The sequence below is a fragment of the Burkholderia seminalis genome, assembly GCF_001718535.1.
Lineage (GTDB): Bacteria > Pseudomonadota > Gammaproteobacteria > Burkholderiales > Burkholderiaceae > Burkholderia > Burkholderia seminalis.
This window is the reverse complement of the sequence record NZ_CP013399.1, coordinates 174,363-201,229: the sequence shown is the minus strand read 5'-3', so window position 1 is coordinate 201,229 and position 26,867 is coordinate 174,363. Positions and strand designations below refer to the sequence as shown.

General features: G+C 68.8%; 27 protein-coding genes. 18 read left to right on the top strand and 9 right to left on the bottom strand.

The window, feature by feature from the left end:
* Positions 1 to 69: 69 nt before the first annotated feature.
* From WJ12_RS16785 to WJ12_RS16750, 8 genes are all read left to right on the top strand, one after another.
* A complete protein-coding gene (locus WJ12_RS16785; RefSeq protein WP_069705750.1) occupies positions 70 to 507 on the top strand; it encodes a hypothetical protein in 438 nt (145 codons plus the stop codon).
* A 352-nt stretch (positions 508 to 859) separates the two neighbouring features.
* A complete protein-coding gene (locus tag WJ12_RS16780) occupies positions 860 to 1,996 on the top strand; it encodes a muconate/chloromuconate family cycloisomerase (RefSeq protein ID WP_059561130.1) in 1,137 nt (378 codons plus the stop codon).
* Between the two features lie 53 nt (positions 1,997 to 2,049).
* Positions 2,050 to 2,985, top strand: coding sequence for a catechol 1,2-dioxygenase (gene catA / locus WJ12_RS16775; protein ID WP_059561126.1), 936 nt, complete (start codon positions 2,050 to 2,052; stop codon positions 2,983 to 2,985).
* 113 nt (positions 2,986 to 3,098) lie between these two features.
* Complete coding sequence (locus WJ12_RS16770) at positions 3,099 to 4,457, top strand: Rieske 2Fe-2S domain-containing protein (protein ID WP_034190095.1); 1,359 nt, start codon at positions 3,099 to 3,101, stop codon at positions 4,455 to 4,457.
* Entirely contained in the window at positions 4,454 to 4,942 is a 489-nt protein-coding gene (gene benB / locus WJ12_RS16765) for a benzoate 1,2-dioxygenase small subunit (RefSeq protein ID WP_034190024.1), read from the top strand. The genes WJ12_RS16770 and benB overlap by 4 nt, the downstream gene beginning before the upstream one ends.
* Positions 4,943 to 4,981: 39 nt before the next feature.
* The gene (gene benC, locus WJ12_RS16760; protein WP_059561123.1) at positions 4,982 to 6,004 is read left to right on the top strand and encodes a benzoate 1,2-dioxygenase electron transfer component BenC; all 1,023 of its coding nucleotides are present in this window, start codon (positions 4,982 to 4,984) and stop codon (positions 6,002 to 6,004) included.
* Positions 6,001 to 6,777, top strand: a complete 777-nt coding sequence (gene benD, locus WJ12_RS16755) for a benzoate diol dehydrogenase BenD (protein WP_034190026.1) — start codon at positions 6,001 to 6,003, stop codon at positions 6,775 to 6,777. The genes benC and benD overlap by 4 nt, the downstream gene beginning before the upstream one ends.
* An 85-nt stretch (positions 6,778 to 6,862) precedes the next feature.
* The gene (locus WJ12_RS16750; RefSeq protein ID WP_049030437.1) at positions 6,863 to 7,261 is read left to right on the top strand and encodes a RidA family protein; all 399 of its coding nucleotides are present in this window, start codon (positions 6,863 to 6,865) and stop codon (positions 7,259 to 7,261) included.
* A 56-nt stretch (positions 7,262 to 7,317) separates the two neighbouring features.
* Here the strand turns inward: WJ12_RS16750 and WJ12_RS16745 are convergent, their stop codons facing one another.
* The 5 genes from WJ12_RS16745 to WJ12_RS16725 all read right to left on the bottom strand — a co-directional run bounded on the left by WJ12_RS16745 (position 7,318) and on the right by WJ12_RS16725 (position 14,939).
* Complete coding sequence (locus tag WJ12_RS16745; protein WP_059561120.1) at positions 7,318 to 8,910, bottom strand: cytochrome c; 1,593 nt, start codon at positions 8,908 to 8,910, stop codon at positions 7,318 to 7,320.
* Positions 8,901 to 9,302: a hypothetical protein gene (locus tag WJ12_RS16740; RefSeq protein ID WP_059561117.1), complete on the bottom strand. Its 402-nt coding sequence runs from the start codon at positions 9,300 to 9,302 to the stop codon at positions 8,901 to 8,903. Before WJ12_RS16740 ends, WJ12_RS16745 begins: the two co-directional genes overlap by 10 nt.
* The gene (gene ctaD, locus WJ12_RS16735) at positions 9,299 to 11,935 is read right to left on the bottom strand and encodes a cytochrome c oxidase subunit I (protein WP_059561115.1); all 2,637 of its coding nucleotides are present in this window, start codon (positions 11,933 to 11,935) and stop codon (positions 9,299 to 9,301) included. The genes WJ12_RS16740 and ctaD overlap by 4 nt, the downstream gene beginning before the upstream one ends.
* Before the next feature lie 13 nt (positions 11,936 to 11,948).
* On the bottom strand, positions 11,949 to 12,956 hold the full coding sequence (gene coxB, locus WJ12_RS16730; RefSeq protein WP_226103832.1) for a cytochrome c oxidase subunit II: 1,008 nt from the start codon (positions 12,954 to 12,956) through the stop codon (positions 11,949 to 11,951).
* A 165-nt stretch (positions 12,957 to 13,121) separates the two neighbouring features.
* Positions 13,122 to 14,939 carry a thiamine pyrophosphate-requiring protein gene (locus tag WJ12_RS16725; protein ID WP_059561111.1) on the bottom strand — a complete coding sequence of 606 codons (1,818 nt, stop codon included), beginning with the start codon at positions 14,937 to 14,939 and terminating at the stop codon, positions 13,122 to 13,124.
* 125 nt (positions 14,940 to 15,064) lie between these two features.
* Here WJ12_RS16725 and copM point away from each other — a divergent pair, with 125 nt between their 5' ends.
* From copM to WJ12_RS16690, 7 genes are all read left to right on the top strand, one after another.
* Complete coding sequence (copM, locus tag WJ12_RS16720) at positions 15,065 to 15,448, top strand: CopM family metallochaperone (protein ID WP_034190032.1); 384 nt, start codon at positions 15,065 to 15,067, stop codon at positions 15,446 to 15,448.
* A gap of 170 nt (positions 15,449 to 15,618) precedes the next feature.
* Positions 15,619 to 16,119: a low affinity iron permease family protein gene (locus WJ12_RS16715; RefSeq protein WP_059561109.1), complete on the top strand. Its 501-nt coding sequence runs from the start codon at positions 15,619 to 15,621 to the stop codon at positions 16,117 to 16,119.
* Positions 16,120 to 16,275: 156 nt separating this feature from the next.
* Entirely contained in the window at positions 16,276 to 16,755 is a 480-nt protein-coding gene (locus WJ12_RS16710; protein ID WP_059561106.1) for a BON domain-containing protein, read from the top strand.
* A 66-nt stretch (positions 16,756 to 16,821) separates the two neighbouring features.
* The gene (locus WJ12_RS16705; RefSeq protein ID WP_034190035.1) at positions 16,822 to 17,304 is read left to right on the top strand and encodes a hypothetical protein; all 483 of its coding nucleotides are present in this window, start codon (positions 16,822 to 16,824) and stop codon (positions 17,302 to 17,304) included.
* 503 nt (positions 17,305 to 17,807) lie between these two features.
* Positions 17,808 to 19,043: an HlyD family secretion protein gene (locus WJ12_RS16700; RefSeq protein WP_404824190.1), complete on the top strand. Its 1,236-nt coding sequence runs from the start codon at positions 17,808 to 17,810 to the stop codon at positions 19,041 to 19,043.
* Between the two features lie 88 nt (positions 19,044 to 19,131).
* The gene (locus WJ12_RS16695) at positions 19,132 to 20,724 is read left to right on the top strand and encodes a DHA2 family efflux MFS transporter permease subunit (RefSeq protein WP_059561365.1); all 1,593 of its coding nucleotides are present in this window, start codon (positions 19,132 to 19,134) and stop codon (positions 20,722 to 20,724) included.
* A gap of 1 nt (position 20,725) precedes the next feature.
* On the top strand, positions 20,726 to 22,327 hold the full coding sequence (locus tag WJ12_RS16690) for an efflux transporter outer membrane subunit (protein WP_059561103.1): 1,602 nt from the start codon (positions 20,726 to 20,728) through the stop codon (positions 22,325 to 22,327).
* An 87-nt stretch (positions 22,328 to 22,414) separates the two neighbouring features.
* Here WJ12_RS16690 and WJ12_RS16685 read toward each other — a convergent pair whose 3' ends face one another.
* The gene (locus WJ12_RS16685) at positions 22,415 to 23,125 is read right to left on the bottom strand and encodes a response regulator (protein ID WP_059561100.1); all 711 of its coding nucleotides are present in this window, start codon (positions 23,123 to 23,125) and stop codon (positions 22,415 to 22,417) included.
* A gap of 600 nt (positions 23,126 to 23,725) precedes the next feature.
* Between WJ12_RS16685 and WJ12_RS16680 the strand changes: the two genes are divergently transcribed.
* A complete protein-coding gene (locus tag WJ12_RS16680; RefSeq protein ID WP_034190039.1) occupies positions 23,726 to 23,947 on the top strand; it encodes a hypothetical protein in 222 nt (73 codons plus the stop codon).
* Positions 23,948 to 23,978: 31 nt separating this feature from the next.
* On the opposite strand, the gene WJ12_RS16675 is transcribed toward WJ12_RS16680, so the two are convergent.
* The 3 genes from WJ12_RS16675 to WJ12_RS16665 form a co-directional block, all read right to left on the bottom strand.
* Positions 23,979 to 24,518 (bottom strand): GNAT family N-acetyltransferase, encoded by a 540-nt coding sequence (locus WJ12_RS16675; protein WP_034190040.1) that lies wholly within the window; start codon positions 24,516 to 24,518, stop codon positions 23,979 to 23,981.
* A gap of 219 nt (positions 24,519 to 24,737) precedes the next feature.
* On the bottom strand, positions 24,738 to 24,959 hold the full coding sequence (locus WJ12_RS16670) for a hypothetical protein (RefSeq protein WP_034190041.1): 222 nt from the start codon (positions 24,957 to 24,959) through the stop codon (positions 24,738 to 24,740).
* Between the two features lie 65 nt (positions 24,960 to 25,024).
* The gene (locus tag WJ12_RS16665; RefSeq protein ID WP_034190042.1) at positions 25,025 to 25,288 is read right to left on the bottom strand and encodes an HPr family phosphocarrier protein; all 264 of its coding nucleotides are present in this window, start codon (positions 25,286 to 25,288) and stop codon (positions 25,025 to 25,027) included.
* 333 nt (positions 25,289 to 25,621) lie between these two features.
* Between WJ12_RS16665 and WJ12_RS16660 the strand changes: the two genes are divergently transcribed.
* Positions 25,622 to 25,960 (top strand): zinc ribbon domain-containing protein YjdM, encoded by a 339-nt coding sequence (locus tag WJ12_RS16660; protein ID WP_034190043.1) that lies wholly within the window; start codon positions 25,622 to 25,624, stop codon positions 25,958 to 25,960.
* 41 nt (positions 25,961 to 26,001) lie between these two features.
* Positions 26,002 to 26,838 (top strand): class I SAM-dependent methyltransferase, encoded by an 837-nt coding sequence (locus tag WJ12_RS16655; protein WP_059561097.1) that lies wholly within the window; start codon positions 26,002 to 26,004, stop codon positions 26,836 to 26,838.
* The last annotated feature ends 29 nt before the right edge of the window (positions 26,839 to 26,867 follow it).

Sequence of the window (26,867 nt, the reverse complement as noted above, 5' to 3'; positions counted from 1 at the left end):
CATCGTGCGGCATCATCATGGTGCCGACACACCCGCATGCGGTGCCCGATATTCGACTGGAGATGCTCGATGCCGATACCCCGGATTGAAACGCGCGACGCGATGGGCGACCCCGACGTGGTCTATCTCAACCCGGCGCACGTGCTGTGGATGTCGCTGCCGACCGCCGCGCACCGGCGGCCGGGCGGCACGGCCATCCGCGTGGACGACCGCGTGAAGGGCGGCGCGCTGCTGCTGGCCGACGATCCGCCGGCCGCGCAGTTGCTGCAGGATCTCGGGCCGTTCGTGACGGTGACGCTGGCGAACCCGTCGTCCGACTACCCGAACGGTGTCGTGCACGTCCGTGCGCATGCGATCGTCAAGGTCGCGACGGACGATCACGAGAAGCCGCTGTCCGAGCGCACGCTCGGCTGGGTCCATGTCCAGGACGGCTCGGCTTTCAAGGTCGACGATTACGCCGGCGTCGCCGCGCAATGGCAGGCGACGGTCGCGGCGGCCTGCCGCTGACCGACGATGGCACGGCGGCCCGTCGTGCCGCCACGGTCCGGCAGTTTTTTCCCTCAGGAAAACCCTGATCTTCCCGTATCGACCGCCGATTTCCTCGCTTATGGCCGGTGCGCGGTCGACCGCGGCGCACCGCTTCCCCCACCGTAGCGCGCATTCGCGCACACCCCGCTCCAGCAAGGCTCCGCATCTCGCTAACTAGCCAAAATAGGTATGGTGCGTCGCAATAATGCGCGCATATTGCCAAGGTTCGATACCTGTCAGGTATGAAATTCGGCGACCAAAAGTATTGGACGCCCCATTTCCCCGCCGCGTATAAATCCGTTCCATGAACAGCCCCCAAGCCGCACGCGCCATGTCTTCCGCCACCATCGAACGCATCGAAACCCGCCTCGTCGACCTGCCGACGATCCGCCCGCACAAGCTGTCGGTGGCCACGATGCACGGCCAGACGCTGATGCTCGTGAAGGTGTTCTGCAGCGACGGCGTGACGGGCCTCGGCGAAGGCACGACGATCGCCGGCATGGCGTACGGCCCGGAAAGCCCCGAGGCGATGAAGCTCGCGATCGATGCGTACCTCGCCCCGGCGATCGTCGGCCGCGACGCAACACGCATCCAGACGCTGATGGCCTTCCTCGGCAAGCTCGCGAAGGTCAATCACTTCGCGAAGAGCGCGCTCGAAACCGCGCTGCTCGACGCGCACGGCAAGCGGCTCGGCGTGCCCGTCGGCGAGCTGCTCGGCGGCCGCCGGCGCGATCGCCTGCCGGTCGCATGGACGCTCGCGTCGGGCGACACGTCCACCGACATCGCCGAAGCCGAGCGGATGCTCGACCTGCGCCGCCACAACGTGTTCAAGCTGAAGATCGGCGCGAAGTCGCCGGAGACGGATATCCGGCACGTGGCCGAGATCAAGAAGGCCGTCGGCGATCGCGCGTCGGTGCGCGTGGACGTGAACATGGCATGGAGCGAAACGCAGGCCGCGCGCGCGATTCCCGCGCTGGCCGATGCGGGCTGCGAACTGGTCGAGCAGCCGGTCGCGTCCGCCGCGGCGCTGGCGCGCCTGATGGGCCGTTTCCCGGTCGCGCTGATGGCCGATGAAATCCTGCAAGGCCCCGACAGCGCCTTCGACATCGCGAAGCATCACGGCGCGGACGTGTTCGCGATCAAGATCGAGCAGAGCGGCGGCCTCTTCGCCGCGCAGCGCGTGGCCGCGATCGCCGATGCCGCCGGCATCGAGCTATACGGCGGCACGATGCTCGAAGGCGCATTCGGCACGGTGGCGTCCGCGCACCTGTTCGCGAGTTTCGCGAACCTGCAGTGGGGCACCGAGCTGTTCGGGCCGCTGCTGATCACCGAAGAGATCCTGACGCAGCCGCTCGACTACAGCGACTTCGAACTGGCCGTGCCGGACGGCCCCGGTCTCGGCATCGAGCTCGACGAAGACAAGGTCAGGCGTTTCACCCGCGACGGACTCGTGCGAGTCGCGCGCTAGCCCGAGTCAGGCAAAGCCGTCATTCCCCCCAAAATACACGTGGAGACACCATCATGAGCGTCAAAGTTTTCGAAACCCGGGAAGTGCAGGATCTGCTGAAGGCCGCGTCGAACGCGGGCGGCGCCGGCGGTCACGCGCGCACGCAGCAGGTCGTGCTGCGCCTGCTCGGCGACCTGTTCAAGGCGATCGACGATCTCGACATCACGCCCGACGAAGTGTGGGCCGGCGTCAACTACCTGAACAAGCTCGGTCAGGATGGCGAGGCAGCGCTGCTCGCGGCCGGTCTGGGTCTCGAGAAGTACCTGGACATCCGGATGGACGCCGCGGACCAGGCCGCCGGCCTCGACGGCGGCACGCCGCGCACGATCGAAGGGCCGCTGTACGTCGCAGGCGCGCCGGTTCGCGACGGCGTGTCGAAGATCGATCTCGACGCGGACGACGGCGCGGGCCCGCTCGTGATCCACGGCACGGTCACGGGCCTCGACGGCAAGCCGGTCGCGGGCGCGGTGGTCGAATGCTGGCACGCGAACTCGAAGGGCTTCTATTCGCACTTCGACCCGACCGGCGCACAGACCGACTTCAACCTGCGCGGCGCGGTGAAGACGGGTGCCGACGGCAAGTACGAATTTCGCACGCTGATGCCGGTCGGCTACGGCTGCCCGCCCCAAGGCGCGACGCAGCAACTGCTGAACGGCCTCGGCCGCCACGGCAACCGCCCGGCGCACGTGCACTTCTTCGTCGACAGCCCCGATCACCGCAAGCTGACGACGCAGTTCAACATCGACGGCGATCCGCTGATCTGGGACGACTTCGCGTACGCGACGCGCGAGGAGCTGATCCCGCCCGTGGTCGGGAAGACCGGCGGCACGGCGCTCGGCATGAAGGCCGATGCCTACCAGGACATCGAATTCAACTTCGTGCTGACGCCGCTGGTGCAGGGCAGGGACAACCAGATCGTCCACCGCCCGCGCGCAGCCGCGACGGCGTAACCGCCTGGCGGCGCGGCGCGCATGCGCCGCCGCCGGCCGGGTTTCCGCGAGATTCAACCGAAACCGATGCGAGCGTGCTTGCAGGACGCGGCACGCGCATGGAAGGAGACAACATGTCCGCCACGATCGACCCCACCAACGAACTGGATCATCTGCTCGCCACCGCCGTGCAGGACGACAAGGAGGCCGGCGTATTCCGCTGCCGCCGCGACATCTTCACGAACGCGGAACTGTACGAGCTCGAGATGAAGCACATCTTCGAGGGCAACTGGGTGTACCTCGCGCACGAAAGCCAGATTCCGGCCAACAACGACTACTACACGACGTGGATCGGCCGCCAGCCGATCGTGATCACGCGCGACAAGACCGGCGAGCTGCACGCGGTCATCAATGCCTGCGCGCACAAGGGCGCGATGCTGTGCCGCCGCAAGCACGGCAACAAGGGCAGCTTCACGTGCCCGTTCCATGGCTGGACCTTCTCGAACACCGGCAAGCTGCTGAAGGTGAAGGACGAGAAGACGACGGAATATCCGGTGCAGTTCAACACGAACGGGTCGCACGACCTGAAGCAGGTCGCGCGCTTCGAAAGCTATCGCGGCTTCCTGTTCGGCAGCCTCAACCCCGACGTGCTGCCGCTCGAGGACTACCTCGGCGAAGCGCGCGTGATCATCGACCAGATCGTCGACCAGGCGCCGAACGGGCTTGAAGTGCTGCGCGGCAACTCGTCCTACATCTACGAAGGCAACTGGAAGATGCAGATGGAGAACGGTTGCGACGGCTACCACGTCAGCACCGTGCACTGGAACTATGCGGCGACGATGGGCCGCCGCAAGGAAGACGGCACCAAGGCCGTCGACGCGAACAGCTGGAGCAAGTCGGTCGCGGGCGTGTACGGCTTCGACAACGGCCACATCCTGCTGTGGACGCAGACGATGAACCCGGAAGTGCGGCCCGTGTACCGGCATCGCGACGAGATCCGCGCGCGCGTCGGCGACGTGCAGGCCGACTTCATCGTGAACCAGACACGCAACCTGTGCGTGTACCCGAACGTGTTCCTGATGGACCAGTTCAGCACGCAGATCCGCGTGGTGCGGCCGCTCGGCGTCGACCGGACCGAAGTCACGATCTTCTGCTTCGCGCCGAAGGGCGAGAGCGACACCGATCGCACGCTCCGCATTCGCCAGTACGAGGATTTCTTCAACGTCACGGGCATGGGCACTGCCGACGATCTCGAGGAGTTCCGCGCGTGCCAGGCCGGTTATGCGGGCGTCACGGCGATGTGGAATGACCTGTCGCGCGGCGCGCCGCTGTGGGTCGACGGGCCGGACGAGAACGCGACGAAGATGGGGCTGAACCCGCGCATCTCGGGCGAGCGCAGCGAGGACGAAGGGCTGTTCGTATGCCAGCACGAACACTGGGTGCACGTGATGCGCGATGCGCTGAAGAAGGAACGCGGGGAGGTGGCGGCATGAGCTTCGATTACCGGACCATTTGCACGACGCTGTATCGCGAAGCACGGCTGCTCGACGATCGCCAGTGGGACGAGTGGCTGACCTGCTATTCGGAGGACGTCACGTACTGGATGCCCGCGTGGGACGACGACGACCGGCCGACCGACGACCCGCAGAGCCAGATCTCGCTGATGTACTACCCGGACCGCGGCGGCCTCGAGGACCGCGTGTTCCGGATCAAGACCGAGCGCAGCGGCGCATCGACGCCCGAGCCGCGTACCAGCCACAACGTGACGAACGTCGAGGTGCTGGCCGAGCGCGATGACGAAGTGGACGTGCGTTACAACTTTCACACGCTGAACCATCGTTACCGCGTGACCGACCACTTCTTCGGCACGATGTTCGTCACGTTGCGCCGGGCGGGCGATGCGCTGCTGATCTCGCACAAGAAGATCGTGCTGAAGAACGACTACATCCGGCAGGTGCTCGACGTCTATCACGTCTGACGCCGTCGTTTTGTGATGAAAGGAAGTGGAGGCGACACCATGTCCAGCTACACGATTGCACTGAACTTCGAGGACGGGGTAACCCGCTTCATCGATTGCAAGGCCGGCGAGAAGGTTCTCGACGCGGCCTTCCGCGCGAAGATCAACCTGCCGATGGATTGCTCCGACGGCGTGTGCGGCACCTGCAAGTGCCGCGCCGAAAGCGGCCGCTACGACCTCGGCGACGATTACATCGATGACGCGCTCACCGAAGACGAGAAGGACGACGGCCTCGTGCTGACGTGCCAGATGGTGCCGCAAAGCGATTGCGTGATCGCGGTGCCGACCTCGTCGGTCGCGTGCAAGACCGGCCAGAGCGGCTTTGCCGCGACGGTCACGAAGGTCGAGCAGCACAACGACGCGGCCGTCGTGCTCGAGCTCGACGTCGGCGCGGCCGCGCCGGTGTTCCTGCCGGGCCAGTACGTGAACATCGACGTGCCCGCGAGCGGCCAGCACCGCTCCTATTCGTTCTCGTCGGCGCCGGCCGATGCGAAGGTCAGCTTCCTGATCAAGAAGATTCCCGGCGGCGTGATGAGCACGTGGCTCGAATCGGCGCGGCCGGGCGACACGCTGCAATTGCACGGCCCGCTCGGCAGCTTCTACCTGCGCGACGTCGCGCGGCCGCTGCTGTTCCTCGCCGGCGGCACCGGCCTCGCGCCGTTCCTGTCGATGCTCGAAGTGCTGGCGCGCGGCGGCTCGCGGCAGAAGGTGCACCTGATCTACGGCGTGACGCGCGATCTCGATCTCGTGCTGGTCGACGCGATCGAGGCCTATGCGGCGCAGCTGCCGAACTTCAGCTTCGCGACGGTCGTCGCGGATGCCGCGTCGGACCATCCGCGCAAGGGCTGGGTCACGCAGCACATTCCGGCCGATGCACTGAACGACGGCGATGTCGACGTGTATCTGTGCGGGCCGCCGCCGATGGTCGACGCGGTGCGCCAGTACTTCGACGACGAAGGCGTGAAGCCGAACAGCTTCCACTACGAGAAGTTCACGCCCAACGTCACGGCAAAGGCGGCATGATCATGCAACGATTCTCCGGCAAGGTCGTCGTCGTCACCGGCGCGGCGCAGGGTATCGGGCGAGGCGTCGCGCTGCGCGCGGCGGCCGAGGGCGGCAGGGTGCTGTTCGTCGATCGCGCGGATTTCGTCGCCGAGGTGGCGGCCGAGGCGAGCGGCGGCGACACGGCAGGCTGCGTCGCCGATCTCGAAACCTACGAAGGCGCTCGGGCGGCGATCGCGTGCGCGGTGCGGACGTTCGGCGGCATCGACATCCTGATCAACGGCGTCGGCGGCGCGATTCGCATGCGCCCGTTCGCCGAATTCGAGCCGGCGCAGATCGACGCGGAAATCCGCCGCTCGCTGATGCCGACGCTTTATGCCTGTCACGCCGTGCTGCCGCACCTGATCGCGCGCGGCGGCGGCACGATCGTCAACGTCTCGTCGAACGCGACCCGCGGGATTCGCCGCGTGCCGTACTCGGCGGCGAAGGGCGGCGTCAATGCGCTGACGTCGGCGCTCGCGATGGAGTACGCGGCGCACAACATCCGTGTCGTGGCCACCGCGCCGGGCGGCACGCATGCACCGCCGCGTCGCGTGCCGCGCAATGCGGCCGGCGACAGCGCACAGGAGCAGGCGTGGATGGCCGAGGCCGTGCGGCAGGTGACCGAGTCGACGTACTTCAAGCGCTATGGCAGCCTCGACGAGCAGATCGCGCCGATTCTGTTCCTCGCGTCCGACGAGGCGAGCTACATCACCGGCACGGTGCTGCCGGTCGCCGGCGGCGATACGGGTTGAGCGGCGTGCCGCTCGGCTTCGCCCATCGACCGTTTTCATCGACAACCAGACGGCCGGCGCGACGCCGCCGGCCACGGAGACACCCATGCGTGATCGCAAAGCCATCGTTCCGGCGGGAATGGAAGCGGTGTACGAGAAAATCGGCTATGCGCCGGGCCTGCAGGTCGGCGACACGCTGTACGTGTCCGGCCAGATCGGCCGCGACGCGGCGATGCAACCGGTCGACGGCCGCGAGGCGCAGATCGTGCAGGCGTTCGAGAACCTGCGGCTCGTGCTCGAGGCGGCCGGTGCATCGTTCGGCGACGTGGTCGACCTGACGACGTTCCATACCGACATGCGCGACCTGCCGCTGTTCATGCAGGTGCGCGACCGGTATCTGCACGCCGATCCGAAACCGGCATGGACGGCGGTCGGCGCGCACATGCTGGGCGGCTCGCCCGGCTACATCGTCGAGATCAAGGCGGTGGCGGTGTTGCGGGACTGAGCGACGCGCGGACGACAGCCGGGCGTGCGTCCCGGCCGTCGTTGCCATGCCGGACGCTATTGGCGAATCGCTTCCCGTAACCTTCTCACCTCCCGCTCCGACACCGGCGCGGCCCGATTGCCCCATGCGCCGCGCACATAGCTGACCACCGCCGCGATCTCGCTGCTGGTCAGCGTGCCGCGCATGGCCGGCATCCGTTGCACGGGGCCGTTCGTACCTGGCGCGGGACGCGCGCCTTCGACCACGATCCGGATCGCGCTGGTCGGATCGGCCGCCAGCACCGCCGAATTGCCGACGAGCGGCGGCCCGTGGTCACGCACGCCCGTGCCGTCGGCACCGTGGCAACGCGCACAGAAACCCGCATATATCCCGGCGCCCGGCGCCTGCTGGCCACCCTCCGGGCGCGGGCCGGCGGCCGTCAGCCGCGGCATGCCGACACCCAACGGATTCGTCGCGGCAGTCGGTTGTGGGGGCAACGATTTCAGGTACACGGCGATTGCACGACGGTCGGCGTCGGTCAGCAACGCGGTACTTTCGCCGACCACCGGCGCCATCGCACCGAACACCGCGCCGCGTTGCGCGTGGCCGCTGCGCAGGAACGCGGCGATATCGCCGGCGGACCAGCGGCCGAGGCCGTCCGCGTCCGCGCCGGTCAGGTTCGGCGCGAACCAGTGGTCGTTGACGCCGCCGGTCAGGAACGCGGGGCTGCGCTCGTCGTAGCCGCGTTCGTTGTAGGCCGGCCCGCGCGGCGTATGGCATGCGCCGCAATGGCCGAGCCCCTGCACGAGATACGCGCCGCGATTCCATTCGGTCGATTGCGACGGCTGCGGCGCGAACCGGTCGCCGTTGGCGAACACAAGGCTCCAGAGCCCGAGCGCCCAGCGCTGATTGAACGGAAACGGCAACTGCGTGAGCTTCGCCGCGCTCGGGGACGGTGCGACGCCACGCATGAAATACGCATACAGCGCGCGCACGTCGTCGTCGCTCAGGCGCGCGAACGACGGGTACGGCATCGCCGGATACAGCCGGCTGCCGTCCGCGCGCACGCCGCGCCGCAACGCGTCGTCGAACTGGCGCAGCGTGTAGTGGCCGATCCCGTGCGTCGGGTCCGGGGTGATGTTCGGTGCGTAGATCGGCCCGAATGGCGAATTCACCGGCTGGCCGCCCGCGTACGGCGTATGGTCGGCCGCGTCGTGGCACGCCGCGCAGTCGCCGGCGAGCGCGAGGTAGCGACCGCGCGCGATCGTTGCGGCATCGGCGCTTGCGGCGGCGGCGACGACGTCCGGCCGGCGACCGGCCGATCCGGAAGCCGGATGCGGCGGCCGGGCGGATGCGGCTGGCGCGGCATCCGGCGCCGCGGCGTCGCGCGACCGCGACAGCCGCGGGTCGTGTTGCACGCGCGCGGACATCGATGCCCCGGCATCGGCTGCCGATGCGCGAATCCGCACGAAACGCCAGCCCGACGCGGGCTCGGGCGCTTCCGCGGCGGACGCCGCGTCGGCCGTATCGCCGGCGGAGGCCGCATTGTCGTCCTGCTGGAGGTCGCACGCGCAGAGCACGGCGCATACGGCAAGCGCGATACCCGCGCGGCGTCCCGGCACCCGGGCCGCCGCGCGCGACAGGAGCGACACGAACGGGATCAGTGCCATGGGCTGCACGGCCCCACGAAAGCGGCGACGATCCCCGTGAACACGAGACCGATCACGAAGCCGAGCGCGGCGAGCATCCCGCAGCGCGCGAGAAAACGCATGCTGTCGTCGTGCGTCGCGGCGGGCGCATCGGCGTCGTGGCGGTGCCGCCATGCACGTGCGAGCCACGTCGCGCAGGCCGCGGCCAGTGCGAACGCACACGCGGCGATCAGCGCGAGCCACACGCCGACGTGCGCCCAGCGCGGCACCGTCTGCGCGATGCCGAGCGGATAGCACGCGGTGGACGCGAGCGTTTCGGACACGAGCATCTGCGCGAACCACAGCGCCGGCGCACCGACGAGCCCGGCCGCGATTGCGAGCAGCGGCGTCCACGCGCGTCGCGCGCCGTTCATTCCGTGCTCCTGAGCCAGAACGGCGAGACGTACAGCGCGGTGAAGATGAACAGCCACACGAGGTCGACGAAGTGCCAGTAGAGTGCGCCGACCGTCAGCGCGACGCGCCGCTCGCGGTCGAAGAAGCCGGCGGCCGTCCAGCCGGCGAGCAGCGCGAGGATGGCGAGACCCGCGACGACGTGCGCGAGGTGGAATCCGGTGATCGTGAAATACAGGCTGCCATACAGATGCGCGGTCGGGCCGTACGGATGGTCGCGCCATTCGTGCAGCTGGACCAGCGCGAACGCTGTGCCGAGCACCAGCGCGACGGCGAGCATCGCGACCGCGCGTTGCTGCCGGCCGGCCCGTACCGCGCGCTCGGCGAGCCATACGAACCCGCTGCTCGACAGCAGCACGACCGTGTTGACGGCCGCGAGCCCGATCTTCGGCATCCCTTCGGGCGGCCACGGGGCCGAGGTCTGCGACTGCAGATAGAAATAACAGAACAGCAGGTAGCCGAACAGTCCGGCCTCGGTCACGATCAGCATCAGCACGCCCCACCAGCCGCCCGCGCGCGCGCCGCAACTGCCGATCGGCAGCGGCTCGACGCAGGGGGACGGCGCACCATGGGGGAGCGTCGCCGACGGCGGTTCGTCCGGATGAAGGCCAGCGGCGGCGGGCGCCTGCGTGTCGGGGTGGGCCGCCAGGCCGGCGCGCTGCCCGAGCGTGCGGCGCGGCCACAGCCACGCGGCGGTCGCGATCGCGCAGCCGGCCACGGCCGCACCGACGAGCGCGGGCGAGCGCACGAGCATCGCCGCGAACACGGCGGTCGCGAGCAGCGCGAGCCCGAATGGAATGCAGGTGTCGTCGGGCATCTTCAGGATCGCGTTCGGCGTTGCGGATAGCGGCGTGACCGCGAGCGCCTCGCGCCCGTCCGCGAGCCGGTAGCCGACGCGCATGCTGGTGCGACGCGCATCGTCGCGCGTCTCCCACAGCGGGTGCCGCGATGCGACGAGCGGCAGCGCCGCGAAGTTGTACACGGGCGTCGGCGACGCGACCGACCATTCGAGGCCGGCCGCGCCCCAGGGATTCTCGCCGGCGTGCGCGCCGCGGCGCGCGCTCACCAGCGCGTTGACGACGAACATCACGATGCCGATCCCGAATACGAACGAGCCGATCGTCGTCAGCAGGTTCGACGTATCCCAGCCCATTCCGGACGGATAGGTATAGATGCGGCGCGGCATCCCGAGCAGCCCGGAGACGTGCATCGGGAAGAAGCCGAGATTGAAGCCGATCAGCACGACCCAGAAGGTCCAGCGGCCGAACCGCTCGTTCATCATGCGTCCGGTGAATTTCGGGAACCAGTACGCGACGCCGCCGAGCACCGGGAACACGTTGATGCCGAGCAGCACGTAATGCAGGTGCGCGACGACGAAGTACGTGTCGGTGAGCTGCCAGTCTAGCGGCACGGCCGCCGTCATCACGCCCGACACGCCGCCGATCACGAACATCAGCACGAAGCCCGCGAAATACAGGAACGGCGTGCGGAACACCGGGCGGCCGGTCCAGATCGTCGCGATCCACGCGAACACCGCGACCGCGCTGGGGATCGAGATCAGCATGCTGGCCGCGCCGAAGAACGCGAGCGCGAGCGGCGCGATGCCCGTCGCGAACATGTGGTGGACCCACACTTCGAAGCCGATCAGCATCGTCGCCACCGTCGATACGGCGACGGCCTCGTACGCGACGAGCGGCCGCCGGCAGAAGGTCGGCAGCGCATCCGACACGATTCCCATCGCGGGCAGCACGACGACGTACACCCACGGATGCGCGAACATCCAGAACAGGTGCTGCCACAGGAGCGGCCGCCCGCCGTTCGCGACGTCGAAGAAATGCGTGCCGGCATTGCGGTCGAGCCACAGCAGCAGGAACGCAAGGCTCACCGACGGCACCGCGACGAGGTTCGCGACCGATGCCGTCAGCGTGCCCCACACGATGATCGGCAGCCGGTCGATCGACATGCCGTGCGCGCGCATCCGCAGCAGCGTGACGACGAAGTTCGCGGCGCCGCCGGTCGTCGAGATGCCGAGCAGGATCATGCCGAGCGCGTAGATGTCGATGTTCGCACCGGCACTGTAATCGAGCGACGTGAGCGGCACGTAGTTGAACCAGCCGCCGTCCGGCACCGCGCCGAGCGGGAAGCTCGCATAAAGGAACAGCCCGGCGAACAGGAATACCCAGTACGAGAAGGCGTTCAGCCGCGGGAACGCCATGTCGCGCGAGCCGAGCATCAACGGCCAGAGGTAGTTCGCGAAGCCGGACAGCACGGGCAGCGCATACAGGAAGATCATCGTGACGCCGTGCATCGTGAACAGCGAGTCGTATTGCGCGGGCGTGAGCAGCGTCGCGTTCGGCCGCGCGAGCTGGATGCGCATCACGAGCGCCTCGACGCCGCCGAGCAGCAGGAACGCGAACGCGGTGACGATGTAGCGCAGGCCGATGCGCTTGTGATCGACCGTCCCGAGCCAGCCGCGCCAGCCGGGCGCCGATTCCCACAGCGCGGCCAGCGCACGCTCGTGCCCGGAGCCGGGCGGCGCGTCGCCGAGGTCGGGCACGCGGCTGAGCGGGGGCGGCGTGTCGCGGGCAATGGCCATCGGCATTCTCCGTTCAGTGCAGCGTGGCGAGATACGCCGCGAGATCGTCCGCGTCGCGCGGCGCGAGCGCGATCGACGGCATCAGCGATTGCGGCTTGATCTGCTGCGCCTGCGCGATCCAGCGGCGCAGGTTGTCGGGGGTGTTGTCGAGCGTGCCGGCCGCGAGCAGCCGGCGTGAGCCGACGTGCGTGAGATCGGGGCCCGCGTCGCCGACGGCGTCGGTGCCGTTTACCGCGTGGCAACCCGCGCAGCGCGCGGCGAACACGCGCCGGCCGCGCCGCTCGGCGTCGGTGCCTGGCACGGGAGCAGGGCGGCGCTGCGCGGCGAGCCATGCGCGAAACGCGGCGGGCGGCTCGGCCACCACTTCCAGTGCCATGTGCGCGTGCTGCGCGCCGCAGTATTGCGAGCACTGTCCGCGATAGACGCCCGGCCGGTCGGCCTGGAGCCATTGGCGATTGGTCTGGCCGGGGATCGTCTGCGTCTTGCCCGCGAGTTGCGGTACCCAGAACGCGTGGATCACGTCGGCGCTGTTCAGTTCGATCGCGACGGGCTCGCCCACCGGGATGTGCAGCTCGTTCGCGGTGACGAATGCGCTGCCGTTCGCGTCGGCCGGATAGCGCGCGGCCCACCACCAGTCGTGCGCGGTGACGACGAGCGTCAGCGCGGGCGGATGCGGCGGAGATGCCACCGCGCCAAGCACGCGCAGCATGTACACGAGCGCGCCGAACAGCAGCACGATCGAGATGCCGCTGCCGAGCGCGACGAACGTTACGCCGCTGCCCGGGCGGCCCGCGGGGGCGCGGCGGCGAAACAGCGCCACGAGCAGCAGCACCGCGATCGCGATGCACACGAACGTACAGAGCGCGAGCAGCGCCCAGCCGAGCACGAACACCGGCTGCGCGGCCGGCCCGGCCGCGTGCACGACGTACGCGAGCGGCAGCGGCCCGGCGGCTGCGCAGGCGGCGGCCGGCGCGACCGCGCAGGCGAATCCGGCGACGTGCGCGAGACGGCGCGCTTTCATGGGCGGCGGGACGGGCAACGCGACTCCTTGCGGCGGGATGGCGGCAACCCGCGATCGAGCAATTTCCGTGCGTGGGATCGACAGGGGTGTGCCGCCGCCGGGTTGCATGCGCAACGTCCGATGCGTTACAGCCGGCTTGTAATTCGGCGCCTGCGTCCGCCGGCGTTACGTGCCGCCCTTGCCGCCGTGCTCTCCGTTGCCCGGCAGTACGGCCGACAGCACTTGCCGCGCGGTTTCGACGATCACGCTGGTTTCGCGGCTGTCGCCCTTCACCAGCGTTTCGGCGAAGTGCTTCGCCTGCTGGAGCGTCACGTGCGGCGGCAGCGGCGGCACCTCGGGATCGCTCTTGACTTCGAGCACGACCGGCCGGTCGGCCGCCAGTGCTTCGTCCCAAGCGGCGCCGAGCTGTTCGGGATCGTCGACGTAGATGCCTTTCAGGCCGAGCAGCGTTGCGAAGCGGTAGTACGGCACGTTCGGAATCTGCTGCGACGCGTCGAACTTCGGGTCGCCTTCCATCACGCGCTGCTCCCACGTGACCTGGTTCAGGTCCTCGTTGTTCAGCACCATGCAGATCCAGCGCGGATCGGGCCATTGCCGCCAGTATTTCGCGACCGTGATCAGTTCGGCCATGTTGTTCATCTGCATCGCGCCGTCGCCGACCATCGCAATGACCGGACGCGCCGGATGCGCGAACTTCGCGGCGATCGCGTAGGGCACCGCGGCGCCCATCGACGCAAGCCCGCCGGACAGCGAGCCCATCATCCCGCGCCGGATCATCAGGTCGCGCGCATACCAGTTTGCGCAGGAGCCCGAATCGCTCGTCAGGATCACGTCGTCGGGCAGCCGCGGCGACAGCTCGGTAAATGCGCGCTGCGGGTTCACGCCGCGCCCCGGCGTGGCCTTGGCGGCCGCTCGCGCCGCGAGCGTCTCGTGCCAGGCGTCGTTCCATGTCGCGATCCGCTCGCGCCAGCCGGTGTCGTCACGCGCCTTCAGCAGCGGCAGCAGCGCGCGCAGCGTTTCGGCGCTGTCGCCGACGAGGTTGACCTCCATCGGGTAGCGCAGGCTCAGCATGTCGGCCTTCAGGTCGATCTGTACGCCGCGCGCCTGGCCCTCCTTCGGCAGGAATTCCGAATACGGAAAACCCGAGCCGACGACCAGCAGCGTGTCGCATTCGGTCATCAGCTCGTAGCTCGGCCTGGTGCCGAGCAGGCCGATCGAGCCGGTGACCCACGGCAGGTCGTCCGGCAGCGCAGTCTTGCCGAGCAGCGCCTTGGCGGCGCCCGCGCCGAGCCGGTCGGCCACCGCGATCACCTCGTCGGTCGCCTTCAGCGCGCCCGCGCCGACCAGCAGCGCGACCTTCTTGCCGGCGTTCAGTACGTCGGCCGCGCGCTGCAGGTCGTGGGCGTACGGCACGACTTTCGGCGCGGTGTAACCGATGCCCGAGTGCACGGTACCGTGCGCGCGTTTCGGCGGCGCGTAGTCGAGTTCCTGCAGGTCGTTCGGCAGCACGAGCGCGGTGACCGTGCGTGCGCCGAGCGCGGTGCGTATCGCGCGGTCGACCAGGTGACGCACCTGGCCGGGCACCGTCGCCATCTGGACGAATCCGCCGGCAACGTCCTTGAACAGCGCCGGAAGATCGACTTCCTGCTGGTAGTGGCCGCCGAGTGCCGCCCGTGCCTGCTGGCCGACGATCGCGAGCACCGGCATGTGGTCGAGCCGCGCGTCGTACAGGCCCGTCACGAAGTGCGACGCGCCCGGGCCGGACGTCGCGACGCACACGCCGAGCTCGCCTGTAAATTTTGCGTGCGCGGAGGCCATGAAGGCGGCCATCTCCTCGTGGCGCGCCTGGATGAATTCGATCTTGCCGTCTGCGCGGTTAAGCGCACCGAAAAAACCGTTGATGCCGTCGCCCGGGTAGCCGTAGAGGCGACGCACGCCCCAGTCGTACAGCCGCTCGACGATGAAATCCGCCACTGTCGCCATGCCGTTTCTCCTTGATTCGCGATGAGCCGATGCCGGCTGTCGCGCAAGGCATGTGCCGCGCCGGGCACAGCGGTTGCATGCGGTGGGCGCGCACGATCCGTCAACCTTTATCGAGGATGCGCCACATGACTGCATTCAACCGTTTATCCGCGCGCCGTTGCGCCGCCTGCTTGATGCTCGCGGCCTGCGCGTCGGCGCTGCCCGCTGCGGCACAGTTGCGCCCCGCCGAGCCGGCCAGCGTGCCCGACTCGTCCACGCAGGCTTTCAAGCGTGCCGACCGCAGGATGATGGACGCGATGGACGCCGCGCGGTACACGGGCGACGCCGATCGCGATTTCGTCGCGCACATGGCGCCGCATCACCAGGGGGCGATCGACATGGCGCAGGTCGAGCTGAAATACGGGAAGGACCCGACGCTGCGGCAGCTCGCCAGCCGGATCGTCGCCGCGCAGCGCGACGAGATCGCGCTGATGGAGCGCTGGCAGAAGGAGCATGGCAACGCGCCGTGAGCCGTAAAGACCGCAAGGCTTCAGCGGCGATGCGGGCACGCGTGATGCTCGTCGGTCATGCGCACATACGGGACCGAACCCCGGGCGGCTTCGTGCGCGACCGGCGTGGCCGGACGCGGCACGGGAATCCGCGTGCGCAACCAGATCAACATCCGATAGCCGGAGACATCATGCGCGAATCCCAAGACTCACGGCCCGAGCGTTGCGACGCGGGCAAGGCCGGCAAATCCGCCGGGCAGGCCGGGCATCCCGTCACGCGCGCGTTCGAACGCTTCGCGTCGCACGTGACCACCTGGGCCGGTTCGCCGGTCGCGTTCGGCAGCGCGGTGGCGATCACGGCGCTGTGGCTCGTCACGGGGCCCGTGTTTCACTATTCGGATGCGTGGCAACTGGTGATCAATACCGGCACGACGATCATCACCTTCCTAATGGTGTTCCTGCTGCAGCGCAACCAGAACCGCGACAGCGTCGCGCTGCACCTGAAGCTCGACGAGCTCCTGGCCGTCACGCATGCGGCGAGCGACCGGCTGATCGGGATCGAGGACGCATCGGAAGCAGAACTGCGCGCGATGGCGCAGACCTACCTCGACATAGCGCAGCAGGCCGCGGATCGGGAAGACGAAGCGGGCACGAACCGCCCGGCGACGGCCGACACGCCGCCCGAATCGTGACCGGGCGGCGTGCGCGCCGATGATTTTTCAAACGCTTGTCGTTTCTGTCGCCGTATCGCGTGGCGACGGCGGATGCGCGGCACGCGCGCGGGGAACGGCACGTGCTTGACGTCCTCACGAAGCCCGGTCGTTCCGGGTATTGCCCACGGTGCCTCCATGAACTCCAGAACGCCTTCGAATCCCGTGTTGAATCTTGCGGTGGCCGTTGCCTGCGGCGCGGCCGCGATGTACTTCCTCGATCCGTCGTCCGGCCGGCGGCGGCGCGCGTATCTTCGCGACAAGGCGGCCGCGGGCCGTCACGACGTGGCGGACTACGCGGCTACGCAGGCGAAGCGGGCGGCCGCGCATGCGCGCGGCACGATCGCCGGCCTGCGGGCAGACTGGCTTGCGGGCGAAGCGAGCGACGTGCAGGTGGCCGAGCGCGTACGCTCGGCACTCGGCCGTCTCGTCGGCCACCCGCGCGACGTCGACGTGAGCGTCGAGCGCGGACAGGTGCGCCTGACCGGCCAGATCGACGAATCCGAACGACAGGCGATCGTCGACGGCGTGACCGCGCTGCATGGCGTGCACGGCGTCGAAGACGCGATGGGCGCGCGCAGCGAGTACAAGGCGCCGCCCGACGGCCACTCGCGCTGATGCCACCGCGGCTGCCCGCCGCGGCAGCCCGACGCGGCAGCCCGACGCCTCATCCGGAGCAAGCCCATGACCGAACGCCAGCCTCCCGACACGACGCCTCCGCCTGCGGAGCCCACGGCGCGCGACGCCCTCGAACATCTGCTCGGCAGCCTGCACCGTCACGGCTACCTGCACTTCGCGAACGAGGTCGTCAGCGCGAACGCGCGGCTGGCCGACACGTTCGTCGACGCGCTCGACAAGCCCGGCATGCGGAGCGGCATGCAGAATCTCGCGGTGCTTCTGACGGCGCTGTCGCGCATTCCGACTGATCAATTCGGACGCGCCGCGTTCGCGGCCGCCGACGCGCTGCATCACGTCGGCGCGTGGCAGCCGGCGCAGCATCCGCATGTCGCGCCCGGCGTGCGCGGCGTCTACCGGCTGCTGCACGACGAAGCGCTGTGGGATGCGCTGACGCCGTTGATCGAAGGATTGAAGGTGTTTGCGCAAGGGCTCGCGCGCGAGCCGCAGACGCCGGTTGCCGGGTTCGACGAGACGACGAAAGACGCGTGACGGTGTCCGGTCGAACGTCGTCCTCGAATCGTGCGGGACAGACGGGCGATTGAAAGCTTCGAGACGATCCCCCGCGACGCGTACTCCTGTATCCCTGTTCCCATGCCGCCGCCGCGCTCCGCGATTTTTCAACGGCTTGTCATTTCTGCCGCGACCTTCGTCGAGAGAGCCGGGGGAGAGCCAAATCGGCGATGTCATGGTGCGCCCCAGCGGACCGGATGAACAGAGGACAAGTGCATGGCCGATTGGGATCGCCATCGCAGCCGGGCCGGGCCCGCGGTTTGCTGGAGGGCGGGTTTGAGGCGGACGTGTGCAATGGCGCATGCGGCCGCCGCCCGGAGTCCTGTTCGATGTCCGATGCCATCCTGTGTCCGTGGTCCGTTCGCGAGCGAAGGCGCGTCGTATTGCGGCGTGGTCCGAGCCCGCGCACGGCGATCGTTCCGACACGCGCCGCTTCCGTGTTGCCGACGTCGGGCCGGGCGCGCTTCACGGCGGCCGAATCCATGCCGCCCGCCGTCGCGCGCGCGGGCGACGGCGGCAATTCGCCGGACAGCGGCCGGCGTGACGGCCCTGCACCGGGCCACCGCGCCGATCAGCCGACCGACGCGCCGGGCGGCGGTGGCGGCGATGGCCATCCGCACGACGACCGCGGCGGCCGCACCGGCGGCGACGGCGACGGCAACAACGGCGAAGGCGAACGCCGGCGGTCCGGCAAGAAACCGTTGATCATCCTCGGCGTGGTGCTGTGCGTGCTGCTCGTCGCGGCGCTCGTGTGGTGGTTCGCGACGCGCAACCAGGAAAGCACCGACGACGCGTACACCGACGGCAACGCGGTGGCGGTCGCGCCGCACGTGTCCGGCTACGTGACGCGGCTGGCCGTCGACGACAACACGTTCGTGCGGCGCGGCGACGTGCTCGTCGAGATCGATCCGCGCGACTACCGCGCCCAGGTCGATGCCGCGCAGGCGCAGCTCGGTCTCGCCCAGGCGCAGCTCGACGCGTCGCGCGTGCAGCTCGACATCGCGCGCGTGCAGTACCCGGCCCAGTACCGGCAGGCGCGCGCGCAGATCGAATCGGCGGAAGCGGCTTACCGCCAGGCGCTCGCCGCGCAGGAGCGGCAGCGCGCGGTCGATGCGCGCGCGACGTCGCAGCAGGCGATCGACGCGGCCGACGCGCAGCGCGCCAGCGCCGACGCGAACGTCGCGATGGCCCAGGCGCAGGCGCGCACCGCGAGCCTCGTGCCGCAGCAGATCCGGCAGGCCGAGACGGCCGTCGAGGAACGCCGCCAGCAGGTGCTGCAGGCGCGCGCGCAGCTCGACACGGCCAACCTGAACCTGTCGTACTGCGAGATGCGCGCGCCGTCCGACGGCTGGGTCACACGCCGCAACGTGCAGCTTGGCTCGTTCCTGCAGCCGGGCACGTCGATCTTCTCGATCGTGACGCCGCGCATCTGGATCACCGCGAACTTCAAGGAGTCGCAGCTTGAACGGATGCGCATCGGCGACCGCGTCGACGTGTCGGTCGACGCGTATCCCGATCTCGACCTGCACGGCCGCATCGACAGCATCCAGCTCGGCAGCGGTTCGCGCTTTTCCGCGTTCCCCGCCGAGAACGCCACCGGCAATTTCGTGAAGATCGTGCAGCGCGTGCCGGTGAAGATCGTGCTCGACGGCCCGCTGCCGACCCGTCCGCCGCTCGGTCTCGGCCTGTCGGTCGAACCGACCGTGCACCTGAAATGACTGGCCGCCGCGCCGCGGCCGGGTTCGACCGGAGCGATCGACTCATGCCTGCCATCCGCCTGTCGTTGCCGTTTCCCGGAGCGTGCCGGTGAACCGGCCGCCCGCCCGGCCGGCTTCGTCCGGCGACGCATGGCGGCCGGCCGCGAACCCGTGGCTCGTCGCGATCGTCGTCACGCTCGCCGCGTTCATGGAGGTGCTCGACACGACGATCGTCAACGTCGCGCTGCCGCACATTGCCGGCACGATGTCCGCGAGTTACGACGAGGCGACCTGGACGCTCACGTCGTACCTCGTCGCGAACGGCATCGTGCTGCCGATCTCGGGTTTCCTCGGGCGCCTGATGGGCCGCAAGCGCTACTTCCTGCTGTGCATCGCCGCGTTTACCGTGTGTTCGTTCCTCTGCGGCGTCGCGACCAATCTCGGCGAACTGATCGTGTTCCGCGTGCTGCAGGGGCTGTTCGGCGGCGGGCTGCAGCCGAACCAGCAGTCGATCATCCTCGACACGTTTCCGCCCGCGCAGCGCAATCGCGCGTTCTCGATCTCGGCGATCGCGATCGTCGTCGCGCCGGTGCTGGGGCCGACGCTCGGCGGCTGGATCACCGACCATTTCTCGTGGCGCTGGGTGTTCCTGCTGAACGTGCCGATCGGCGCGCTGACCGTGCTCGCGGTGATGCAGCTCGTCGAGGATCCGCCGTGGCGGCGCGGCGCCGAACGCGGGATCTCCGTCGACTACATCGGCATCGGGCTGATCGCGATCGGCCTCGGCTGCCTGCAGGTGATGCTCGATCGCGGCGAGGACGAGGACTGGTTCGGCTCCCCCTTCATCCGGGTGTTCGCGGTGCTGTCGGCGCTCGGGCTCGTCGGCGCGACGCTGTGGCTGCTGCGCACGAAAAAGCCGGTGGTCGACCTGTCGTGCCTGCGCGATCGCAACTTCGCCCTCGGCTGCGTGACGATCGCGACGTTCGCGGCCGTGCTGTACGGCAGCGCGGTGATCGTGCCGCAGCTCGCGCAACAGCACCTCGGCTATACGGCGACGCTCGCCGGGCTCGTGCTGTCGCCCGGCGCGTTGCTGATCACGCTCGAGATTCCGGTCGTGAGCCGGCTGATGCCGCACGTGCAGACGCGCTATCTCGTCGGCTTCGGCTTCGTGCTGCTGTCCGGCGCGCTCGTCTATTCGCGCATGCTGGTGCCCGATATCGACTACCTGCATCTCGTGCTGATCCGCTGCGCGCAGTCGCTCGCGATCGGTTTCATGTTCGTGCCAATCACGACGCTCGCCTACCTGACCGTGCCGCAGCGGCTCAATGACGACGCGTCCGCGCTGTTCACGATGTTCCGCAACGTCGCGGGCTCGATCGGCATCTCGGTGTCGACCGCGTTGATCCGCGAGCGCACGCAGGCGCGGATGGCGCATCTGTCCACGCACATGTCGCCGCTGTCGCAGAACTTCCAGGACGCGCTGCAGCAGAACGCGCAAGCGATCGGCGCGCTGACGGGCGCGCGGCCGGCGGCCGCGCTGCAGACGGCCACCGGGCGGCTGTACGAGACGTTCGTCGCGCAGGCGACGATCCTCGCGTATATCGACGTGTTCGCGATCCTCGCGGTGTTCTGCGCGTTCAGCATTCCGCTGACGTTCCTGTTTTCGCCGGCGAAGGCCGCGCACGGCGCGGGAGGGCATTGAGATGAGTGCGTGCCGCGACAGCCGCCGCCGCCGGATTCGTTCCGTCGCGGGCGATGCTGCCATGCTGTTCATTGCATGCGCAACGATATCGGGGTGCACCGTCGGGCCCGACTATCAGCCGCCGCACGCGGAGGTACCGCCTGCCTGGCATGCGATGCAGGCGGACGGGCAGGCGGCGCCCGCGTCGGACGTCGCGGCGCGCTCCGCGCCGGTAACCGATGCGGATCCCGATCCCCGCTGGTGGCATGCGTTCGGCGATCCGGTGCTCGACCGGCTCGTCGAGCGTGCGGCGCGCGACAACCTCGACGTGCAGGCCGCCGTGCTGCGCATCGCGCAGGCTCGCGCGCAGGTTCGGGCGGCTGCCGCGCAAGGCCTGCCCGACGTGCGCGCGAACGCAAGCTACCAGCGCGAACAACTCGGCCTGCGAGGCATCGTCGAGGAGCAGGGCATCGACCAGCGAGTCGACCGGCTCGGCGCACCGGGCTCGCCGCTCGACCGGTTCGGGCCCGGCACTGGCGCGAGCGTGCGGCAAGGCGCGCGCGGTGCGCTCGATGCCCTCGAGGCGCCGGTCAACCTGTGGCAGGCCGGGTTCGATGCATCGTGGGAGCTCGACCTGTTCGGGCGCGTGCGCCGCTCGGTCGAGGCGGCCGGCGCGCAGGCGAGTGCGGCGGTCGCGAGCCGCGACGACGCGCTGCTGTCGCTCGAAGCCGAAGTCGCGCAGACCTATCTGCAACTGCGTGGCGCGCAGGCGCAACGCGCACTGGCCGACGACCTGCAGCGCGCGCAGCGCGAACTGCTCGACCTGACGCGCGAGCAAGCCGCGCACGGGCTCGCGAGCGACCTCGACGTACGGGCGGCCGAGGCGCGGCTCGCGCAGATCCGCGCGCAACTGCCGCAATTCGACCAGCAGATCGTGCTGCTGCGCAACGGCCTTGCGTATCTGGTCGGCGGCGCGCCGGGCGCGCTCGACGATTGGCTGGCCGCGCCGGCCACGCTGCCCGGCGTGCCGCCGACCGTGCCTGTCGGCCTGCCGTCGACGCTCGCGCGCCGGCGCCCCGATATCCGCCGGGCGGAGGCCGACCTCCATGCGGCCACCGCCGACGTCGGCGTCGCGGTCGCGCAGTTCTATCCGGACATTTCGCTGACGGGGCAGGTCGGCCTGCGCGCGTCGCACGTGCGGGAGCTGGCGCACTGGTCGCACCTGTTCTATGCGTTCGGGCCGGCCGTTTCGCTGCCGATCTTTTCCGGCGGCGCGCTCGTGTCGAACTTGAGGCTGTCGCAGGCCCGCCAGGCCGAAGCCGCACTGGCCTACCGGCAGGCCGTGCTCGTCGCGCTGCGCGACGTCGACAATGCACTGGCCGTGTATCGCACCGACCAGGCGCGTGCGGCGGCGCTCGACGATGCGGTGAAGGCCGAACAGGGGGCGCTGGATCTTGCGCGCGATCGCTACCGGAAGGGGTTGTCGCCGTTCCTCGACGTACTGGATGCCGAACGGCAGTGGTCGCAGGGGCGGCAAGACGCCGAGCAGGGAACCCTGCAGACGACGACCGACCTCGTCGCGCTTTACAAGGCGTTGGGCGGCGGATGGCAGGCCGGACGCTGATCCGGCACACGTGCGGCAGCCGCGGGCGCATGCCGGACGTCGCGGCCCGAGCACCGTGCAACGCCGCATGGTTGCGCGCGCAGCGAATCACTCCCACGCGTGCTTGCTGAACTGATAACCCTTGGAGCGAATGGTCTTGATCCGTTTAGGCTCGGTCGCGTCGTCGCGCAGTTTGCGGCGCAGCTTCGAGATGCGGCCGTCGATCGAACGATCGAGGCCGTCGAACGCGATGCCGCGCAGCAGCAACGTCAGGTCGGCGCGGCTGACCACTTCTCCGGCGCGGCACGCAAGGGCCCACAGCAGGTCGAATTCGGTCGACGTCAGGCGCGGCACGCTGCCGTCGGGAAGGTGGACGCGGCGATCCGTGCGGTCGATCGAGAGCTTGCCGAACGTGAACCGCTGCGGCGATTCCGGCCCGCGGTCGGCCGGCTGCGGGCGTGCCCGCCGCAACTGCGCCTTGATCCGCGCGAGCAGGATGCGCGGCTCGACCGGCTTGCGGAGAAAGTCGTCGGCGCCCAGTTCCAGGCCGAGCAACTCGTCGAACGGTTCGTCGCGGGCCGTCATCATGATGAGGATGCCGTCGTATTGCGTGCGCGCCGCGCGGCAGATCTCGAAGCCGTCCTTGCCCGGCAGGTTGATGTCGAGCAGCACCAGGTCCGGGCGGCTCGCGATGATCGTCGTCGCCGCGCCCGTGCCGTCGGACAGCGTGTCCACCTGGTAATGATGCTGGCGCAGATAGTCGGCGATCAGCGCGGACAGGGGGACGTCGTCTTCGACGAGCAGGATTCGGATGGGCATCGCGGAACGAGGGGGGAAACGGGAAAGTGGCGAGCGGTCAGGCCCAGTCCGAACGCGGGGTAGCCGACGCGACGTGCATGGTACTGCGCGACATTCCGACGGAATGTGACGAAATCTGATTCGTTCGGTGAGCGTATCGATGGGGGGACCGCCGCTGCCTGGCGAAGCGGCGAATGGCTGTCGGCGTGCAGACGCACGTTTGGCCGAAACGGTCGGCGCGATAGCCGGCGCGGGGCCGGCGAGGATGCGCGATCGGGCATCCTTCAGACGAAAACGTTTGCGGAAAATCCGTTGTTCCCACCGTCGTCTGTATGGGCGAAACCGAGGCCAGGCAAGGTTACTCGACATATCATTACAAAATATTACCAATGTCGCCGAGTATCCGTCCCTACAATTTCGGCACCTGTCGCGCGCGCCGGACGGATCGCGATTCGTTGCAGGTGCGCGGGGCGGGGAGCCGGGTCGCGCCGCACGAAATCCACGCGGGGATCATCGCGCCGAAGGCGGCACCGCCGCCTCGAGCCGCGCTTTCCGCGCGGGCACCCGATCCGTTTCCCGTCCGGCAACACGAAGCGGATATTCGCTTCCTTTGGGAATGGCATGAGATTCAGAAAACGCACCAGTTATGTCGATGCAACACGGTGGTTCGCCGACGGCGATCATGACCGGGTGAAGAGCCGTCACGGCGTTTGGGCCATCGCGACGCCGGAAGGCTGGCGCACGGTGAAGCCGGGCGACTGGATCCTGCTCGATGAATGCGGAAACTGCTGGCCGATGGACGACAGTCTTTTCAGGCATTTCTACGAACCGGCAGCGGAGTGAGGCGGCCGCCGGATTAACGCGGTATTCGCGTCTATCGACGCCTGCGCGAGAACAGCAACGAATCGGCGTCGTTGAAGCGGATGCGTTCCGGTTCGCCATACCCGGCCTTCTCCGCCACGCGGATCGACGCGACGTTGGTCGGCGCGATCAGGCACACGCTGCGCTCGAAGCGCTGCTGCCCGTCGAGCCACGCCAGCGCGGCCGCGAGCGCCTCGGTCGCATAGCCCTTGCCGTGCGCCCAGCTCGCGAGCGCCCAGCCGGCTTCCGGCACGCCGCGCACCGACGGCTCGATGTTCCGGTGGAAATCCGCGAAGCCGAGATCGCCGACATAGCGCCCTGACGCCTTCTCGCGAATCGCCCAGTAGCCGTAGCCGAGCAGCGGCCACAGCCCGCGATACGCGAGCATGCGCATCCACGAATCGCGCGGCGCGGACGGCTGGCCGTTGAAGATGTGCGCGACGACCGCCGGCTCGGCCCACATCGCCGCAAGCGCGTCGAAGTCGCCGAGCGGATGGCCTTCGAGGACGAGGCGGGGCGTGTCGAGAACGGGCGGGGAAGAGACCGGCGGCATCGAGGTTTCCGGAACAGGGTTGAACAGAACAACCAGGCCGTCAAGGCGCCGAAATCATATCAAAACCCCTGCGCGGCGGTGGCGGCGTCGCGCAGCCGCTGTTGCCCGATGCAACGGGAATCCGCATGGCCGCGGGCATCCCCGCCGTGGAACCCCGTGCGGCCGCAACCGGCAATCGGGCTCCTCCCGTGCAAGGCAAGGCCGCTCGCGGGCGGCGGCCTATTTCCGGCTTTTCAGGAAGGTCCGCCCTTCGGCCGTGATCGACGCGCCGGAGCGGCCGTGCACCGGATGACTGACGAAGCCGGCGCTGACGAGCTCCCGCGCGATCGACCAGCCGAGTGCCGGCGCATCGCGTCCGTAGCGGACATCGGCGAGGCGTTCCAGCGCCCAGATGGCGGAGGCGGACAGGTTGGGGGTGTTGGACATGTCGGTATCGCTCATCGCTTCCTCGGGGAGTGGAGATTCGGGGGGCGCGGCGCAATGCCGCGAGACGGGTGGCGCAAGCATCAGCGCGCCTGGAGCAGCGGCAGCAGCGCGTGCAGCGCGGCTTCTTCATCGGGCCCGGTGGCCAGCACCTGGGCCGACGTGCCGCCGTGTACCTGCAGCGACGCGATGGCCGCGCTGTCCTTCGCGTTCCCGCTGAGCCCGTTCGCGATCAGCAGGATGTCGCTTTCGAAGCGGCGCGCTGCGTCGGCGGTTGCGTCGCGGGCGGCGGCACCGCGGTTGCGGTTCCACGCCGAGCCGATCTGAACGTACACAACGGTTGCCACGATGCTGGAAATCCTCCGGACGGGGGCGGGATCGATGTGCGGCGTGCACCGTCGGGCCGGGCTTTCGCGGTTTTCCGCGGGAGCGCGGCGCGCGATCCGGTGTGAACTTGCAGACATCCTCAGTAAAGCTGCCTTCAAGTTCGCTGAATATCGTGAAGTCGAGGATTATAATGCATCGGTCAGGATATGTGTATTGCATTATAATGTCGTGTGCGCCGATGGCGACCTGCGCGTCCCTGGCAGGCGTGTCCCGGTTGCATGACCGGCCGGGTGCGCAACCTGCCCGCCCGGCATTTTCCTGATCGATCCAACTCCTCCCGAATGGAAGCTGCAATGAACGCCGCCCCCGCCTGCCCGCAATGCGCGATGGAAAACACTTACCCGGATGGCACGCTGACCGTCTGCGCCGACTGCGGCCATGAATGGTCGGCGGGTGCCGAAGTGGTCGACGAACCGGCGGGTGACGTCGTCAAGGATGCGAACGGCAACGTGCTGTCGGACGGCGATTCGGTCGTGCTGATCAAGGATTTGCGCGTGAAGGGCTCGTCGATCACGCTGAAGATGGGTACCAAGGTGAAGAGTATCAGGCTCGTCGGCGGCGATCACGAAGTCGATTGCAAGACCGACATGGGCGGCTTCATGCTGAAGGCCTGCTACCTGAAGAAGGTCTGAGCGCACGTCGCGCCCGGCCGTTTTCGCCCGATTACCCGCCCATGATCGACGATCCAGCTTCCTACGACGCGTTCGTCAAATTCCTGGCGACGCCGCTGAACGACGGCCGGCCGTTCGTGCTGGAGACACGGCATGCGCTGTCGCTGCACTTCGATCATTTCGCGACGCAGAGCTTCATGTCGCTGCGCGATCCCGTGCGGCTCGAGCTCGGTTATACGCGCGTGATGATGGGCTTTCTGCTGCTGCAGCCCGAGCCTGCGCATATCTGCATGCTCGGGCTCGGCGGCGGTTCGCTCGCGAAATATTGCTACCGGCACCTGCCCGGTACGGCGATCGACGCGGTCGAGATCAATCCGGACGTGATCGCGCTGCGCGACATATTCAGGATTCCCGCCGATGATGCACGGTTCTCGGTGATATGCGCCGACGGCGCGGATCATGTGAACCGGGCGGACGTCCGGACGGACGTGATCCTGCACGACGCGTTCGTCGCCGACGGCACGCCGGGCCGGTGTACCGGCGCGGCCTTCCTCGACGCGTGCCGCGCGCGCCTGGGCGACACCGGCGTGCTGGCGATCAACTTGATGGACGACGATCCGGCGCTGCCGCGGCATCTCGAGCACCTGCGAACGGTGTTCGGCGCGTCGTATACGCTGGTGCCGTGCGGCGACGACAACAACTTCGTCGCGTTCGCTTGGAAGCACGACGCCCGGCTGCCGTCGTTGCGGATCCTGCTCGAACGCGCGCTCGCGTGCGAGCAGGCCGGCACGCTGAAGCTGGCGGCCACGGCGAGGCGCATGAAGGCAGGGGAGAACGTCGATCCGCGGCGGCTGGCGCGGCGCGCGCAAGCGCGCGGGCGATGGGAAATCGGCGCATGACCGGCGTGTGACCGCCGTCGCGGGCGCGG

Excerpts from the sequence above, each read along its gene's own strand:
- copM (WP_034190032.1), top strand. The coding sequence starts at position 15,065 with ATGACTGCATTCAACCGTTTATCCGCGCGCCGTTGCGCCGCCTGCTTG.
- WJ12_RS16710 (WP_059561106.1), top strand. The coding sequence starts at position 16,276 with ATGAACTCCAGAACGCCTTCGAATCCCGTGTTGAATCTTGCGGTGGCC.
- coxB (WP_226103832.1), bottom strand. The coding sequence starts at position 12,956 with ATGAAAGCGCGCCGTCTCGCGCACGTCGCCGGATTCGCCTGCGCGGTC.
- WJ12_RS16700 (WP_404824190.1), top strand. The coding sequence starts at position 17,808 with ATGCCGCCCGCCGTCGCGCGCGCGGGCGACGGCGGCAATTCGCCGGAC.
- benD (WP_034190026.1), top strand. The coding sequence starts at position 6,001 with ATGATCATGCAACGATTCTCCGGCAAGGTCGTCGTCGTCACCGGCGCG.
- WJ12_RS16680 (WP_034190039.1), top strand. The coding sequence starts at position 23,726 with ATGAGATTCAGAAAACGCACCAGTTATGTCGATGCAACACGGTGGTTC.
- WJ12_RS16690 (WP_059561103.1), top strand. The coding sequence starts at position 20,726 with ATGAGTGCGTGCCGCGACAGCCGCCGCCGCCGGATTCGTTCCGTCGCG.
- catA (WP_059561126.1), top strand. The coding sequence starts at position 2,050 with ATGAGCGTCAAAGTTTTCGAAACCCGGGAAGTGCAGGATCTGCTGAAG.
- benC (WP_059561123.1), top strand. The coding sequence starts at position 4,982 with ATGTCCAGCTACACGATTGCACTGAACTTCGAGGACGGGGTAACCCGC.
- WJ12_RS16725 (WP_059561111.1), bottom strand. The coding sequence starts at position 14,939 with ATGGCGACAGTGGCGGATTTCATCGTCGAGCGGCTGTACGACTGGGGC.
- WJ12_RS16685 (WP_059561100.1), bottom strand. The coding sequence starts at position 23,125 with ATGCCCATCCGAATCCTGCTCGTCGAAGACGACGTCCCCCTGTCCGCG.
- WJ12_RS16675 (WP_034190040.1), bottom strand. The coding sequence starts at position 24,518 with ATGCCGCCGGTCTCTTCCCCGCCCGTTCTCGACACGCCCCGCCTCGTC.
- WJ12_RS16660 (WP_034190043.1), top strand. The coding sequence starts at position 25,622 with ATGAACGCCGCCCCCGCCTGCCCGCAATGCGCGATGGAAAACACTTAC.
- ctaD (WP_059561115.1), bottom strand. The coding sequence starts at position 11,935 with ATGGCCATTGCCCGCGACACGCCGCCCCCGCTCAGCCGCGTGCCCGAC.
- benB (WP_034190024.1), top strand. The coding sequence starts at position 4,454 with ATGAGCTTCGATTACCGGACCATTTGCACGACGCTGTATCGCGAAGCA.
- WJ12_RS16750 (WP_049030437.1), top strand. The coding sequence starts at position 6,863 with ATGCGTGATCGCAAAGCCATCGTTCCGGCGGGAATGGAAGCGGTGTAC.
- WJ12_RS16670 (WP_034190041.1), bottom strand. The coding sequence starts at position 24,959 with ATGAGCGATACCGACATGTCCAACACCCCCAACCTGTCCGCCTCCGCC.
- WJ12_RS16740 (WP_059561117.1), bottom strand. The coding sequence starts at position 9,302 with ATGAACGGCGCGCGACGCGCGTGGACGCCGCTGCTCGCAATCGCGGCC.
- WJ12_RS16705 (WP_034190035.1), top strand. The coding sequence starts at position 16,822 with ATGACCGAACGCCAGCCTCCCGACACGACGCCTCCGCCTGCGGAGCCC.
- WJ12_RS16715 (WP_059561109.1), top strand. The coding sequence starts at position 15,619 with ATGCGCGAATCCCAAGACTCACGGCCCGAGCGTTGCGACGCGGGCAAG.
- WJ12_RS16745 (WP_059561120.1), bottom strand. The coding sequence starts at position 8,910 with ATGGCACTGATCCCGTTCGTGTCGCTCCTGTCGCGCGCGGCGGCCCGG.
- WJ12_RS16785 (WP_069705750.1), top strand. The coding sequence starts at position 70 with ATGCCGATACCCCGGATTGAAACGCGCGACGCGATGGGCGACCCCGAC.
- WJ12_RS16780 (WP_059561130.1), top strand. The coding sequence starts at position 860 with ATGTCTTCCGCCACCATCGAACGCATCGAAACCCGCCTCGTCGACCTG.
- WJ12_RS16655 (WP_059561097.1), top strand. The coding sequence starts at position 26,002 with ATGATCGACGATCCAGCTTCCTACGACGCGTTCGTCAAATTCCTGGCG.
- WJ12_RS16770 (WP_034190095.1), top strand. The coding sequence starts at position 3,099 with ATGTCCGCCACGATCGACCCCACCAACGAACTGGATCATCTGCTCGCC.